The organism is Serratia plymuthica, from assembly GCF_018336935.1.
Taxonomy (GTDB): Bacteria; Pseudomonadota; Gammaproteobacteria; order Enterobacterales; family Enterobacteriaceae; genus Serratia; species Serratia plymuthica_B.
Genome location: NZ_CP068771.1, coordinates 1,777,262 through 1,791,615, shown reverse-complemented (window position 1 = coordinate 1,791,615; position 14,354 = coordinate 1,777,262). Strand labels below are relative to the sequence as shown.

The following is a 14,354-nucleotide window of genomic DNA, read 5'->3' as shown; positions in this document are numbered from 1 at the left end:
CAGCACGAGGCAAAAGATAGGCAGCCGGAAGACGACAAACCGCGCAGCCGCGCGGTTTGTTTATGCGTTATTGCTTAATCGGGATCACCAGCACGTCGACGTTCAGCTGATTGATGGCATGGCGGGTCGATGAAAACAGGTTGCTCCACAGGTCGTGATGATGGCCGAAGATCGCCAGATCTATCCCTTTATCCACCACCGCGTTCTGCAATTCGCTAATAAAATCACCGCGCCCGATAATCACCTCGTTGATCGGGTAATTCACATTTTGGGTCATCGGTTCCATCTCTTTTTTGATCTTGTCGGTGAAAGACACACCGTCGTAGCTTCTCTCCGAGAAACCAATCGCCGCATGATAGGTATCGTAATGAATGTCCACGTAGATCAGGGAGAGTTTGGCCTTGAGCGCAGCGGCCAGCAACGCGCCTTTTTCAACCAGCCGTTTGCCGTCATCGCTCAGATCTGTGGTAATTAAAATATGTTGATAACACATAGCGCCTCCTGTCATTGACTCGGTAGAGAGCCGAGGCTCCGATATCCCATAGGGCTATATCGTTATGGTTAATTTTAGTTCAGAAACGCAGCGATCGGGCGGGGATATTGGCGGGAATGGCCCCGCTGCCGGGGCCTGTGGGGTTCAGCGTACGCGCTGCACTTCAAACCACACATTGCAAACCGACAGAATCAGCGTGTTGACGTCTTTCACCAGCACGTTGTCGCCGGGTACGCCTTCGGTGCCTTGATCGGTGATGCCTTTAATCTCGGTGTCGGCATGCTGGATTGTCACCCGCTCAACCGAAGGCGTGCTGATGCCCAGCATCGGGAAGTCAATGTAGGAACTGCTGCCGGAGTTGTCCTCGACAAACTCCTGCGCCTCGACCGTGCTGAGGGTAGCGCCCTGATTTTTCAGCGCGGTGCCGTTCCAGCTGAAACCGTCGGCCTTGTAACTGATTTTGCCGCCGACCAGGCTGTTTGCCTGCTTTTCGTCCCAGCAGCCCAAGGTTTGCGTCGGCAAAATCTTGCTGACATGCCAGTTACCCAACAGCGTTTTGGGGATCGGCTCGACCGCCGCCTGCTGGCTCTGATCCGCCGCCTGCACCTGCGCCGTCGATACGCAGGCCAACACCACCAGCGGCAGCAGCGCCTTGCTCCAGATGTTAAATCGCATTGTATTTTCCTTTCGTGAATTCTGCCCCTGCCGGGCCTGCGAACATCATAATAACCCGGTGGATCCGCAGTCAAAACAAACCGAAGAACAGGGGCACAAACGGAGCAATCCTATAACCGTTATTTCACGACCGGCGACGCCCGAGCTTGCTCATAGCAAATCGCTATTAATCATAGTGAATCCGTCTTTTGTTTTATCCAGTTGCCTATCTAGAGTCATAGCCACTACTCAGCCTGCAATAACCAGCAGGCTATTTCGACAAGGACTCTGGGAAAATGACATTTACGCTAAAAAAGCTCGCCGCAACGTTGGCGGTAACCGGCACCCTGCTGCTGACCGCCTGCGGGCCGGCGGATCAAGACAGCCATCATATAAAAGTCGGCATCAGCTCCGGCATCGATCAATCGATGTGGGCAGTGGTGCAGAAGGTCGCCAAACAGAAGTACAACCTGGATGTGGAAGTGGTGACGTTCAATGATTACGTGCTGCCCAACGAAGCATTGAACAACGGTGACCTGGATATTAATGCCTTCCAGCACCGCCCTTATCTGGACAAACAAATTCAGGAGCGCGGCTACAAGCTGGTCGCGGTGGGCAATACCTTCGTTTACCCGATTGCCGGTTACTCGAAAAAAATCACCTCGCTCAGCCAACTGCCGGACGGCGCGCAGATCGCCGTGCCGAACGATCCCACCAATCTCGGCCGCTCGCTGCTGCTGTTGCAAAAACAGGGGTTGATCGTTCTGAAAGACGGCGTCGGCTTGCTGCCTACCGCGTTGGATATCGTCGGGAACCCGAAGAAATTGAAAATCGTCGAGATCGAAGCGCCACAGCTGCCGCGCGCACTGGACGACAAACAGATAGCGCTGGCGATTATCAATACCAACTACGCCAGCCAGATCGGCCTGTCACCGGCCAGGAACGGTCTGTTTGTCGAAGATAAAAACTCGCCTTACGTCAATATCTTCGCCACCCGCATCGATAACCAAGACAGCGAAAAGGTGAAGGATTTGGTCAAGGCCTACCAGACCGACGAAGTGGCCGCCAGCGCGGCCGACATCTACAAGGGCGACGCGGTGAAAGGCTGGTAATCACCCTGGAACCGTGGCGCATTCGCCACGGTTCCGCACCGCTAACTACGGTTAATGGAAACGCCGCCGTCGACCAGCATGGCGGTTCCGGTGACGAACGACGAGGCGTCCGACGCCAGGTACAACGCCGAACGGGCGATCTCTTCAGGCATGGCCAAGCGCTTCAGCGCATGCAAGTTGGCCACCTGCCGCAACGCCTCGGGGGTGTCGCTCATTTGCCTGCCCATCGCCGTATCGGTGCCGCCGGGCAGCAGTGCGTTTACCCTTATCCCCTGGCTGCCAAACTCCACCGCCAGCGCCTGCGTCAGGCCGATCAATCCCGACTTGCTGGCGGCATAGGCCGCAGTGCCGGGAAAAGCCGCCGTGTAGCCGACAAAGGTTGAGGTGAAGATCACCGAGCCCGCGCCGCGCTCCAGCATGGCGGGAATTTGATATTTGGCGCTGTAGTAACAGCCAGACAAATTGGTCTCCAGAACGTCGCGCCACTCCCCGCCGCTCAGCGCCAGCGACGGGCCCAGTGGCCCCAACGTGCCGGCGTTGTTGAAGGCGACGTCCAGACCGCCAAACTCGCCAACCGCCGCGTCGACCAACTGGCGGGCAAAGGCTTCGTCGCGGACATCTCCCGCCACCCACTCCGCCTTTCCTCCCTCACGGCGAATCTCCTCCGCCAGTTGTTCGAGCTGCCGCTCACGCCGCGCCCCCAATACCACCGAGGCGCCCATACGCGCGAAAAGCAGCGCGGCAGCTTTACCGATCCCCGAGCTGGCGCCGCTGATTATTGCCACCTTACCGTCCAATGCACTCATGTCTGATCCTCATCAAGTCAGGAGGCAGCATTGTGAAGGAAGGATTCCCGGTGCGCTGGCGGCAAGCGGACACACAACTGACGCAACAAAAAAGGGCGCTATAAATAGCGCCCTGTCGTCAACCCGCCTATTACTGCTTCGCCACGAATTTTTGCATAGTGGCCGGCGTCACCAGTTCAAACGGGATCCAATAATAGGGCTCCAGTTTTTCGCCTTTGATCATTCGCTGCGCAACGTCGACCGAGGCTTTGCCCTGGCCGACGGCGTCCTGGAATACCGTCACCTGCATCTTGCCGGAAGACAACGCCTTCAGGCCGTCCGGGGTGGCGTCGATACCGCCGATCAGCACCTTGCTGTCACGCTTGCCGGCCTGCTGCAACGCCATGATCGCGCCAATCGCCATCTCGTCGTTGTTGGCGGCGACAATATCGATAGGTTCGCCGTTAGTGACCCAGTTCATCATCAAATCCATGCCTTCGCTACGCGAGTAGTTGGCGCTTTGCTTCTGCACTACCTTCATGTTCGGGTACTTCGCGACCACCTGCTCCACGTCTTTGGTGCGTTGCAGCGCACCGGCGTCGGTCAGGTTGCCGATCATGATCGCGACGTTGCCCTTGTAGTTCGCCAGGCGCGCCAACTCTTCCATTTGCAGGGTGCCGGACTCTTTCTCGTCGGAACCGACAAACACCACGCCGGAAGGCAACTTGCTGTCGCCCGGCGTACGGTTCACGTACACCAAGGGAATGCCCGCCTTCGTCACCAGTTTGGTGATGGCCGGCGTACCCGCCGAATTAACCGGATCGACAATAATCGCGTCCACGCCGGCACTGATAAAGCTCTGCACCTGATCGGTCTGGCGGCCAACGTCGCCGCGTGCGTCTTCGAACTGCACGGTGATACCGCGCGTCTTGGCTTCTTTGTCTATCGAGTGGCGGATAATGGTCAGGAAGTTCTGGTCAAAATAGGCCATCGACACGCCGATGGTTTCCGCCAGCGCCGAGGTGGAACAGCTGAGCGCCGCCACCAGCACGATTTTTTTCAAGTATTTCATGATGATTCCCCAGAGATAAAAAAATACCGCCGGACAGGCTGCTCCGGCGGCAATTCACGGCAATCAGTGTTTTTTGCGGTTACGGTGCATGTCGATCGACACGGCAGCGACGATAATCACGCCTTTGATAATGTCCTGAATGTAGGAGTCCACGCCGATAAAGGTGAAGCCGCTTTTAATCAGCCCGAGGATCACCGCGCCGATCAGCGTGCCGGTAATGCGCCCGACGCCGCCCATCAGGCTGCTGCCGCCAATCACCGCCGCGGCGATGGCGTCCAGTTCGTAAGACATCCCCATGCTCGACTGGCCGCTGCTGACGCGCGCCGCCAGTACCACGCCCGCCAGCCCCGCCAGGCCGCCGGCAATGGTATACACCGTCACCAGGTATTTATTGACGTTGATGCCGGATACCCGGGCCGAGGTCATGTTGCCGCCGATGGCATAGATGTATTTGCCGTAACGGGTGTGCTTCAGCGCGATATGGAAAATCACCGCAATCACCAGGAAGATGATCACCGGCATCGCACCCTGGCCGATCGAGGTGAAACCGTCGGACAGGAAGCTGACCGGGTTACCCTTGGTGTAATACTGCGCCAGGCCGCGCGCCGACACCATCATGCCCAGAGTGGCGATAAAAGGCGGAATGCCGGTACGGGTGATCAGGAAACCGTTGACGAAACCGCACACGATGCCCACCCCTATCCCCGCGCCGATCGGGATCGCCGCAGGCAAATCGAGCAGTGCCGGGTACATAGGTGAAATGCTGTCGGAAGTTTGCGCCAAACTGGCCGCCACCACCGCCGTCAGCGCAATCAGCGAACCGGATGAAAGATCGATGCCGGTAGTGATAATGACCTGGGTAACGCCGACGGCGATGATGCCGATAATCGCCACCTGCAGTACGATCAGCAACAGCCGGTTGGGGTTCATCAGGAATGACTGATCGCGAATATACCAGCCGAGAATTTCGAATATCAGCGCGATGCCGATCATCACGATAAAGATGCCGGTGTCTTTCGGCATTTTGCCGCTCAGGCCAGAGAACAGTGGCGCTTTACCCGCAAGCGGCTTCTCGATTTTTACATTACTCATGGTGGTTCACCTTTGCGTTATTCAGAGGCCAGCGCCAGGATTTTTTCCTGATCCGCTTCTTCTTTATCCAAAATGCCGGTAATACGGCCGCCGTGCATGACCATCACCCGGTCGCTCATGCCGAGGATCTCCGGCAATTCCGAGGACACCAAAATAATGGCGACGCCCCGGTTCGCCAGCTCGCTGATCAGGCGATAGATTTCCGCTTTCGCCCCCACGTCGATACCGCGCGTGGGCTCGTCGAGAATCAATATTTTCGGCTGAGCCAACAGCCAGCGAGCGATAAGCACCTTCTGCTGATTGCCGCCGCTCAGGTTATTGATGATTTGATCCATGGTCGGGGTTTTGATGTTGAGCTTTTTAATCTGCTCCATGCAGTCTTTGGCCATTTGCACATGGCTGACAAACCCGTTCTTGCCGATGTACTCCGACAGGTTGACGATACTCATGTTCTCGACCACCGACAGCACCAGAAACAGCCCGGACTTTTTGCGATCTTCGGTAAGAAAAGCCAGCCCCAGCTCGATGGCCTTCGACGGGGAATCGACCTTTGCCGCCTTACCCTCGATAAAGATGTTGCCGCCGTCCGCCGGGTGCATGCCGAACAGACTTTCCATCACCTCGCTGCGGCCTGCGCCCACCAGCCCGGCGACGCCGAGGATCTCGCCGCGTTTAACGCTGAACGAAACATCCTGGAACCAGTCCGAACGCCGCAGCCCTTCGACCCGCAACACTTCCTCGCCGATATTGTTGTTGAACTTGGGGAACATTTGGGTCAGTTCGCGCCCCACCATCATGGTGATCAGCGACTGTTTGGTCAGGTTTTCGGTTTTATCGCAGGCGATAAAGGTGCCGTCGCGGAAAATACTCACCTCGTCGGTGATGGTAAAAATCTCGTCCATCTTGTGGCTGATATAAATAATGCCTTTGCCCTGTTCGCGCAGTTCGCGAATGATGGTGAACAAATGCCCGACTTCGCTCTCGGTCAGCGCCGAGGTGGGTTCGTCCATAATCAGGACGTCTGCGTTATAGGAAACCGCCTTGGCGATCTCCACCATTTGCTGGCTGGCGATGCTGAGTTCGCCGACCAGGGTTTCCGGTTTTAACTTGATGTTCAGCCGCGCCAGCAGATCGCGGGTTTTCCTGTTCAGCTCGTCATGATTGACGAAACCAAGCCGCACCGGTTCACGCCCCAGCCAGATGTTTTCCGCCACCGTCATGTAAGGCACCAGATTAAGCTCCTGGTGAATCATGGAAATGCCCGAATGCAGCGCCTGCAGCGTGTCGCTGAAGATCACCGGCTCGCCTTTTATTTTAATGGTGCCTTCATCGGGGTGATAAATACCGATTAAACATTTCATCAGCGTGGATTTTCCCGCGCCGTTCTCCCCCATTAACGCGTGTACGCTGCCTGGTTTGATTTTAATTGAGACCTTATCCAACGCCTTCACGCCGGGGAACTGCTTACTGATGCCTTCAGCCTCAAGAACATAAGGATACATACCGATAACCTCCGCCGTTCGTCAATGCATCCCTGCCGTATTTACCGCCGTCTACCGGGTAAATACGGCAAAGGATACAACCGCACTGCTTTAACGCTTATTTTCTGTTCTTGTCGGCAAATTCCTGATAATTGGCCTTGGTAATCAACTGATACGGGATCAGGACATTGCTTTCCACCTTCTCGCCCTTAACCAGCTGAATGGCGGTTTGCACTGCGCCCTCGCCCTGTCCTTTGGCGTCCTGGAATACGCTCAACGCCAGATCGCCCTTCTTGATGAACTCCAACGCGTCCGGAGTGCCGTCAACGCCGGCCACCAGCACGCCGGTTTTCTTCGCCTGCTTCAGCGCCAGGATCGCGCCGATGGCCATTTCGTCGTTATTGGAGGCAATGGCATCAATCTTCTGACCGGTCAGCACCCAGTCGGTGGTAATGTCGACGGCTTCTTTACGGCCCCACTTGGCGGTTTGTTTGTCGAGGATTTTGATGTCGGGATATTTGGCCGCCACCTCTTCCACGCCGCGCGTACGGTCGCGGGTCGCTTCAGTGGACAGTTCGCCCATCAGGATCATCACGTTGCCCTTGCCGTTCATTTGCTTGGCCAACTCTTCCATCTGCAGCTTACCGGCCAGTTTGGAGTCTGAGCCCACGTAGGCCATGCCCGCCGGCAGCGTGACTTCCGGGCGACGGTTAACGAACACCAATGGGATCTTGGCGCTTTCCGCCAGTTTGATCATCGGTTTCACGCCCTGGGTATCGACCGGGTTGAGGATGATGGCGTCGACGCCCTGACTGACAAAGTTTTCGACCTGTTGAATTTGCTGGGCAATATCCCCTTTGGCATCTTCAAACTGGCCGCTGACGTTGCCGTCCGCCTTCATTTTGTTCTGCATTGACTGGCGCAGGATGGTGAGGAAGTTGTCATCGAAATAAGCCATTGAAACGCCGATCTTGATGTCTTTTGCCAACACGCTGGCCGGCAACATGCACATCAGTACCGAGGTGACGATCAGTTTCTTCAGCTTCATGTTCTGTACCCTTTAATCGTTAGAATGAAGAGGCCTGTTGATTTGACAGCTAATGAAAAATATTTTTTACATTCAAACAACAATCCGGTCGGTGTTATCCCTTTGATACGGCAGATTTACCGCTTTTTCTGCGTATTCGGGCGGTGTGTAAAATTTTGATCAATATCTCAAAATAGAATAAAAACAATATATTGAAATAAACCTTCTCACAGAGCAGTAACGTTATCGCGTCATTATCAAATGTTTATTTCATAATTGAGATTATTGAAACTTTTTAACTCAAACAAGCGAAACATGCGTTTTGGAATGACCAAGTAACAAAAACATGACACGGATCTAACAAATGACGCAAAGACCATCAGCCGACCGCGTCCTTTACTGCGCTCAGCCGCAGTTCACGCCCGCAGCAATGAAAAATGGCACGGCGGTTTCTCAGCAAATGTGCGAGCGAGCGCGCAGTTTGCGGTTTCCCCATTTCATGCCCATGCTTACTCAGCGATACTGGATATATCCCTATTTTCAGGAGGATCTGACATGCAGCTCAGCAGTAAGGTACGGATGAACCGGCTGTTTAATGACGGCAAATGCCTCGATGTGGCGATCGACCACGGCATCGCCAATGAACCGGATTTTTTAATCGGCCTGGAAGATATCGAACGGGTCATGGGCAGCCTGATCGCCGCCCGGCCGGACGCCATTCAGGTTAACTACGGCCAGGCGGATTTGCTGCAACGCTCGCCGCTGCGCGACAAACCGGCGCTGGTGATGCGCACCGACGTCGGCAATGCCTATAATGCCGCCCGCCACCGCGAAATGTGGGCGGTGCTGCATAATCCGGATGCACCGATCCTCGCCGCGCTGCAAATGGATGCCGCAGCGGTGGTAGTTAACCTGTACCTGATCCCCGATGAACCCGGCATTTTCCGCCAGTGCGTGGAAAACATCGGCCGGCTGCGCCATGCCTGCGATCGCTACGCCATGCCGCTGATGATCGAACCGCTGGTGATGGCCCCGCCCGGCCAGGGCGCCGCTTACGGCTCGCTGGGCGATGTGGAAAAAATGGTGCCGTTGGTGCGGCTGGCGCGTGAACTGGGTGCCGACATCATCAAGGCCGACCCGACCGAGCGGGTGGAGGATTTTCACCGCATCGTGGAAGCGGCGCGCTGCCCGACGCTGGTGCGCGGCGGCGGCAAAGGCGAACTGGGCGCGGTGCTGGAGAAATCTGCCGCACTCATGGCGCAGGGCGCATCCGGCATGGTGTATGGCCGCAACGTTTATCAGCACAGCAACCCGTCAAAAGTGGTCAGTGCGCTCATGGCGATCATCCATCAGGGCGCCAGCGGCCAACAGGCGCTGGAAATCTACCACCAGCCCTGAATACGGCTTTTGTAACTAAAATAATCCCTCACCCGGCGGCGGCATGTTATAACCTGCTGCCGGTCACTGCCCTGCAACCTATTCCCCGCAAGAATCGTTGATATCGCCATTCGGAGAACCGCCATGCCAAAACAACGGATCCCGCTGAAGCTCAGCACCACACTCACGCTGATGGTGTCCGCCATTATTGCTTCGGTGCTGCTGGTGGTGTTCGCGCTGTTTTTTGTGCAGATGAACCGAGAGGGGCAGGATCGGTTGCAGCAAAAAGCGATGGCGATTGCCAATACGCTGGCGCTCTCTTCCACCGTGGTCGGGGGGCTTGAACGTCAGGATCGCAGCGGCGAGATCCAGCGCTTTGCCGAGCAGGTGCGTAAGCAGAACGAGTTGCTGTTCGTGGTGGTGGTCGATATGAACGGCATTCGCTACTCGCACCCCAAACCCTGGCGCATCGGCCAGCATTTTATCGGCGAGGACCTGGAGCCTGCGCTGCACGGCAAAACCAACAGCGCCATCACTCGCGGTTCGCTGGGGCCGTCATTGCGGGTTTTTGTCCCGGTCTATGACGCGCAACGGCAGCAGATCGGCGTGGTGTCGCTCGGCATCGCACTGGATACCGTCCGCCGGGTGCTGGGCGAAAGCCGCTGGATTATTTACTGGACCATCGCCTTCGCCGCGCTGGTCGGCACGCTTGGCACTTTCTTCCTGGTGAAGGCGTTGAAGCGCATCATGCTCGGCTTTGAACCCTACGAAATTTCCAACCTGTTCGAACAACGCAACGCCATGCTGCAGTCGATTAAAGAAGGCGTGATTGCGGTCGATAACCAGTCACGCATTACCATTGTCAACGACGAAGCCAAACGGCTGCTGCGTCAATGCGGGCCGCTTGAGAATTTGCTGCTGGAATCCGCCAGCAAACATTGGCCGGCCCAGCTGCACCTGGCGGAGGTCCTGGTCAGCGGCAAGCCGCTGCGCGACCGGCAGATCAGTTTTAACGGCAGCGAGCTGTTAACCAATACCGTGCCGGTGATCGCCAAAGGCCAGGTTATCGGCGCCATCGCCACCTTCCGCGATAAAACCGAGGTCAGCCAACTGGTGCAGCGCCTGAGCGGCATGGCACACTACGCCGATGCGCTGCGCGTACAGTCGCATGAGTTTATGAACAAGCTGCACGTGATCCTCGGCATGTTGCATATGAAGGCTTATCAGCAGTTGGAAAACTACATTATCAATACCGCCAGCAACTACCAGGAAGAAATCGGCGCGCTGCTGCGCAAGATCCAGTCGCCGGAAGTCGCAGGTTTCTTTATCGGCAAGATCAGCCGCGCTCATGAGGCCGGCATTGAGCTGACCATTGATGACGCCAGCCTGCTGCCGGAAAGCGACGATGCGGAAACTACCCATGTGCTGATCAGCGTGCTGGGCAATCTGATTGAAAATGCCATCGACGCCATCGACGGCGTTGAAGGGCATGAGATCAACCTGAGCTTCCATCATAATGAGAATCACTTACACTGTATTGTCAGTGATGACGGCCCCGGCATAGATCCGGCCATCGGCGCACGCATTTTTGAACAGGGTTTTTCCACCAAAGGACCGGGGCGCGGTATCGGGCTGGCGTTGATCCGCAGCAGCCTGGAGAAGCTGGGCGGCAGCATTGATTTCGACTCTGAACCGGGTGAGTTAACCCAATTTTTTGTGCATATTCCCTATCGGGCCAAGGGCTGAACCCATGATTAACGTATTGATTATCGACGACGATCCGATGGTTGCAGAACTCAATAAATACTATCTGAGCCAGGTCAGCGGTTTTCACTGCCAGGCGACGGTCGCCACGCTGGCGCAGGCGCGCGCGTTGCTGGCCGACGCCAACGTCCCGGTCGATCTGGTGCTGCTGGACATCTATATGCAGCAGGAAAACGGGCTGGATCTGCTGCCCGGCCTGCGCGAGCTGGGCGAAAAAACCGACGTCATCATCATTTCTTCCGCCAGCGACGTGGACACGGTGCAGCGCGCCCTGCACTACGGCGTGGTGGATTATCTGATCAAGCCTTTCCAGTTCACCCGATTCAAAGAGGCGTTGAACAACTACCAACAGCAGTCGCAGATCCTGGCGCAACGCGAGTTCTCGCAGAGCGACGTCGACAGCCTGCTGCGCCGCCAGCCCAGCAGCAGCGAAGGCAAGAAACTGCCGAAAGGGCTGACCACCATCACGCTGAGTACGGTGTGCGAATGGATCGAACAGCAACATGACGGCGAATTCTCCACCGACAATCTGGCCAACGCCATCGGCATTTCGCGCGTGTCCTGCCGCAAATATCTGATCTATCTCGCAGAAAGCGGCATCCTTGGCACCCGTATTCTGTACGGCACGACAGGCAGGCCGGTCTATCTTTACCAACTTAAGCCGGATGCCATCGCCATGCTGAAAGAGTATTGCCGGCCGGCCTAGCCGCGCAGAAACTCCAACCGCGCAGCCAAAAAATCATCGGGCAATTCGAGGTTGGACAGATGCACCGCCGGCAAATCACGAGGCGGTAACGACGTCGCCCTTCCGGCTATCAGCGACGGCGTTTGATATTCGGGAAAGCCCTATCGCGGCCAGGTTGCAGGCACGTTCCGCCCTGCGGGGGTTTATTGCCGCAACGACGCTCGCCGAACATCGCGCTGTTGCGCCGTCTGTTCGCCTGCTCGCTAACCCCCTGTTGCCGCTCCCGCTCAAGCGCCTGTTCATTGGCCAGCGCCACGCCTTCGGCGCTCCATATCTTGTGCTGTAGCCCGCTGCGTTTTTGCTGATAATCCTCAGAGACTTTGTTATCCGGCGGTAGCGCAGCGTGGTATTGCAAATCAACCGACGCTTGCGAAGAGAAAGCACAACACTGCGCCACGCAGGCCAGAAAAATCCGTTTCATTGATACACTCCCAACATGATATTTACCTTACTCCTCCCGCGGCTCGGCACCCCACCTGCCGCCAGTTGATCCACACGCGACAAAAAGTACCGACATACAGCCGATGCGCGCCCATCACCGGGATCGGCAACCGCTTCACGGCCAGGCAACGGTTAACAACCGATGCGAAGCCGCACTGCAATTCTTGGTGCTGATGGGGATACGCGACGGTCGCCACAGGGGGTAACTCTGATTCCCGTTGATGGATAGCGGCCTCCAGCGCTTTTCGCTCTGCGCGCAACTCGGCAAGCCGCGTCTGTTCCGAGCGAATTTGTTCTACATACCAGAGATGTTGCAACAGGCCGTTAAACCGCTGCCGATAGTCACCGGCACCGTCATTCGCGCCGTAGGTTGCAGGCTGAGCCTGCCGGTCGACGAATGAATGGCAACAGCCAGACGCCAGCAAGGCGAACGCCGCCGCAACCACAGAGGTCCATTTCAAAAGCATAAACTCCATTAATGCCGTAAGGGGCTAGCAACCGTCGATAAGCAAGGGTTGTTCTTCACGCGGTAAGGCCGACGTATGCGGTTCAGCCGTGGCAGAGGCAGTTTTTCCCCGGGTCTCGCAACCTTTACGCAGGGCCAGCGTATTGTTTTCGCCTTGCGTAGATACCGAAGGCCGCTGTTTTTCATGACCCATTTCGTCCCACAGGCCGTGGGCCATTTCTTTGAGCTTCTTGCGAAACAGCACGGGCGAGACCTCTTCCTGCCCCCTCTCATAACGGGCGGCGGCGGCCGGGTGGCTCCAGGGTAATAATAAGAACAGGAAAATAACGGGGATACCCTTTTCCACAATAAACTCCTGTAATAAGGCCCATGCAGGCGCTCATTTCCATTAAATCAAGAGAGGTATTATTTGCCGTTAAAACAAACGCCACCAAAGAACAAACACATTAACCGAAAAATAATAAACCTTAATTAAATAGGCGATATTGAGACTTATAATTCGCAGGCATAATATATTTTTACGGGTTAACGATCCCACAACCTTGACCAGTCCAGGGTTCCGCCAATACCCGGCGAACCCTCGTGCAATACGGAATAGGCCGACTCTCCACTACCGATGCGTTGCTTTTGCTCACGCGTTGCCCGCGAAGGCGGATCCCAGGATGAATGAGATGAATCAGCATGAATAGCGCTGCAGCCACTCAGGAATATTATCAGCGCGGGGATACCATGACGCAATGTCATATATTCTCCTTAAAATAGACTTAACTGCCGGTCGGGGTAAATAAAAAAGACACTTTTTTTAGTTTATTAATCCGAATGCCCCTTCGGCAACGCCGAAGCAAAACGTATCACTGTTAAATAATGTGGCGAATGAGTTAACGTAAAATAAACAAACAACCAGTTTCACCGCAGCGGCAATTAAATGGTTCATATAGCGGGCGGCGCGCAAAATGCGCTGCCGCGTCAGTCTTCGCTATCAGGTTCCCATGCCAGCAGATCGCCCGGTTGGCAATCGAGAATACGGCAGATTTTGTCCAACGTCTCCAACCTGACGCCTTTGACCTTACCGTTCTTCAGCAACGATAAATTTTGCTCAGTGATCCCCACCTGCTCCGCAAGCTCCTTCGATCGCATCTTCCTTTTGGCTAACATGACATCAAGACTTACTATTATCGCCACTCTATTCTCACACGAAAGAAAGCTGTTCTTCATTCAGCCGCAACGCTTCCAGGAATACCCGACTAAACACCAGGATTGCGCAGCCTACGATCAACGAACGTACCGACTCGCTGTTGACGCCATAATAAATTATTAACAGCATTTTTTCACTGGCGGTCAGTATCATCACCTGCAACATACCGGCCAATGAAGGGAACAACACATCGAGAATCAGTAAAATGCCGATGATCTGCAGCAACAGCATATTGTTGCGGTGCCAGACATTGCCGCGATAAAACTGATAAAACAGCCCGGCACCGCACAACAACGCGCTGTAATAAGGCACGTAGGCGAACATGTCCAGCAACAAGGTGGCGAAAATCGCCCAGCGCTGTTGCGGGATGGCGTAGGCATTCAGCTCCGGGTAGTAGTCGCGATAGGCAGCCACGATGCTGTTGAACGCCTCACCCTGCACCCAGCCCTGGACAATCATGAACATCTCCACGCCGGTGCTGATAATCAGCATCGCCATGATCAACAAACATAAGCAACGTACGTAAAGCGGAAGGTGGATCCGTGGCGCGGGAACCATAACGAGTCATCCTTGAAAAACAGCAATAAGTTATCGTAAAACGATAATTTATTACTGTCAACGATCAAGTGGACTGATGAGTAATGACGGAA

At 55.5% G+C, this 14,354-nt stretch carries 16 protein-coding genes; 4 read left to right on the top strand and 12 right to left on the bottom strand.

Annotation, left to right across the window (positions count from 1 at the left end; genetic code table 11):
- Positions 1 to 67: 67 nt before the first annotated feature.
- Both JK621_RS08525 and JK621_RS08520 read right to left on the bottom strand, forming a co-directional pair.
- Complete coding sequence (locus JK621_RS08525; RefSeq protein ID WP_212559421.1) at positions 68 to 493, bottom strand: universal stress protein; 426 nt, start codon at positions 491 to 493, stop codon at positions 68 to 70.
- A 144-nt stretch (positions 494 to 637) separates the two neighbouring features.
- Complete coding sequence (locus JK621_RS08520; protein ID WP_212559420.1) at positions 638 to 1,168, bottom strand: hypothetical protein; 531 nt, start codon at positions 1,166 to 1,168, stop codon at positions 638 to 640.
- Positions 1,169 to 1,443: 275 nt separating this feature from the next.
- Here JK621_RS08520 and JK621_RS08515 point away from each other — a divergent pair, with 275 nt between their 5' ends.
- Positions 1,444 to 2,259: a MetQ/NlpA family lipoprotein gene (locus tag JK621_RS08515; RefSeq protein WP_212559419.1), complete on the top strand. Its 816-nt coding sequence runs from the start codon at positions 1,444 to 1,446 to the stop codon at positions 2,257 to 2,259.
- Positions 2,260 to 2,300: 41 nt separating this feature from the next.
- Here JK621_RS08515 and JK621_RS08510 read toward each other — a convergent pair whose 3' ends face one another.
- The 5 genes from JK621_RS08510 to JK621_RS08490 form a co-directional block, all read right to left on the bottom strand.
- Positions 2,301 to 3,065, bottom strand: coding sequence for an SDR family oxidoreductase (locus JK621_RS08510; RefSeq protein ID WP_212559418.1), 765 nt, complete (start codon positions 3,063 to 3,065; stop codon positions 2,301 to 2,303).
- A 130-nt stretch (positions 3,066 to 3,195) separates the two neighbouring features.
- A complete protein-coding gene (locus JK621_RS08505; RefSeq protein ID WP_212559417.1) occupies positions 3,196 to 4,116 on the bottom strand; it encodes a sugar ABC transporter substrate-binding protein in 921 nt (306 codons plus the stop codon).
- A gap of 63 nt (positions 4,117 to 4,179) precedes the next feature.
- Complete coding sequence (locus JK621_RS08500) at positions 4,180 to 5,208, bottom strand: ABC transporter permease (protein WP_212559416.1); 1,029 nt, start codon at positions 5,206 to 5,208, stop codon at positions 4,180 to 4,182.
- 17 nt (positions 5,209 to 5,225) lie between these two features.
- Positions 5,226 to 6,710 (bottom strand): sugar ABC transporter ATP-binding protein, encoded by a 1,485-nt coding sequence (locus JK621_RS08495; RefSeq protein WP_212559415.1) that lies wholly within the window; start codon positions 6,708 to 6,710, stop codon positions 5,226 to 5,228.
- Positions 6,711 to 6,807: 97 nt separating this feature from the next.
- A complete protein-coding gene (locus tag JK621_RS08490) occupies positions 6,808 to 7,737 on the bottom strand; it encodes a sugar ABC transporter substrate-binding protein (protein WP_212559414.1) in 930 nt (309 codons plus the stop codon).
- A 534-nt stretch (positions 7,738 to 8,271) separates the two neighbouring features.
- Here JK621_RS08490 and JK621_RS08485 point away from each other — a divergent pair.
- The 3 genes from JK621_RS08485 (at position 8,272) to dcuR (ending at position 11,563) form a co-directional block, all read left to right on the top strand.
- The gene (locus JK621_RS08485) at positions 8,272 to 9,114 is read left to right on the top strand and encodes a class I fructose-bisphosphate aldolase (RefSeq protein WP_212559413.1); all 843 of its coding nucleotides are present in this window, start codon (positions 8,272 to 8,274) and stop codon (positions 9,112 to 9,114) included.
- 123 nt (positions 9,115 to 9,237) lie between these two features.
- A complete protein-coding gene (locus JK621_RS08480) occupies positions 9,238 to 10,839 on the top strand; it encodes a sensor histidine kinase (RefSeq protein WP_212559412.1) in 1,602 nt (533 codons plus the stop codon).
- Between the two features lie 4 nt (positions 10,840 to 10,843).
- Entirely contained in the window at positions 10,844 to 11,563 is a 720-nt protein-coding gene (gene dcuR / locus JK621_RS08475) for a two-component system response regulator DcuR (RefSeq protein ID WP_212559411.1), read from the top strand.
- A 109-nt stretch (positions 11,564 to 11,672) separates the two neighbouring features.
- Here the strand turns inward: dcuR and JK621_RS08470 are convergent, their stop codons facing one another.
- From JK621_RS08470 to JK621_RS08450, 5 genes are all read right to left on the bottom strand, one after another.
- On the bottom strand, positions 11,673 to 12,023 hold the full coding sequence (locus JK621_RS08470) for a hypothetical protein (protein ID WP_212559410.1): 351 nt from the start codon (positions 12,021 to 12,023) through the stop codon (positions 11,673 to 11,675).
- A gap of 22 nt (positions 12,024 to 12,045) precedes the next feature.
- Positions 12,046 to 12,510: a hypothetical protein gene (locus JK621_RS08465; protein ID WP_249337158.1), complete on the bottom strand. Its 465-nt coding sequence runs from the start codon at positions 12,508 to 12,510 to the stop codon at positions 12,046 to 12,048.
- 24 nt (positions 12,511 to 12,534) lie between these two features.
- Positions 12,535 to 12,855, bottom strand: a complete 321-nt coding sequence (locus JK621_RS08460) for a hypothetical protein (protein ID WP_212559408.1) — start codon at positions 12,853 to 12,855, stop codon at positions 12,535 to 12,537.
- Positions 12,856 to 13,475: 620 nt separating this feature from the next.
- Complete coding sequence (locus JK621_RS08455; RefSeq protein ID WP_126482053.1) at positions 13,476 to 13,691, bottom strand: helix-turn-helix domain-containing protein; 216 nt, start codon at positions 13,689 to 13,691, stop codon at positions 13,476 to 13,478.
- A 7-nt stretch (positions 13,692 to 13,698) separates the two neighbouring features.
- A complete protein-coding gene (locus JK621_RS08450) occupies positions 13,699 to 14,262 on the bottom strand; it encodes a DUF2975 domain-containing protein (RefSeq protein ID WP_212559407.1) in 564 nt (187 codons plus the stop codon).
- Positions 14,263 to 14,354 lie beyond the last annotated feature (92 nt).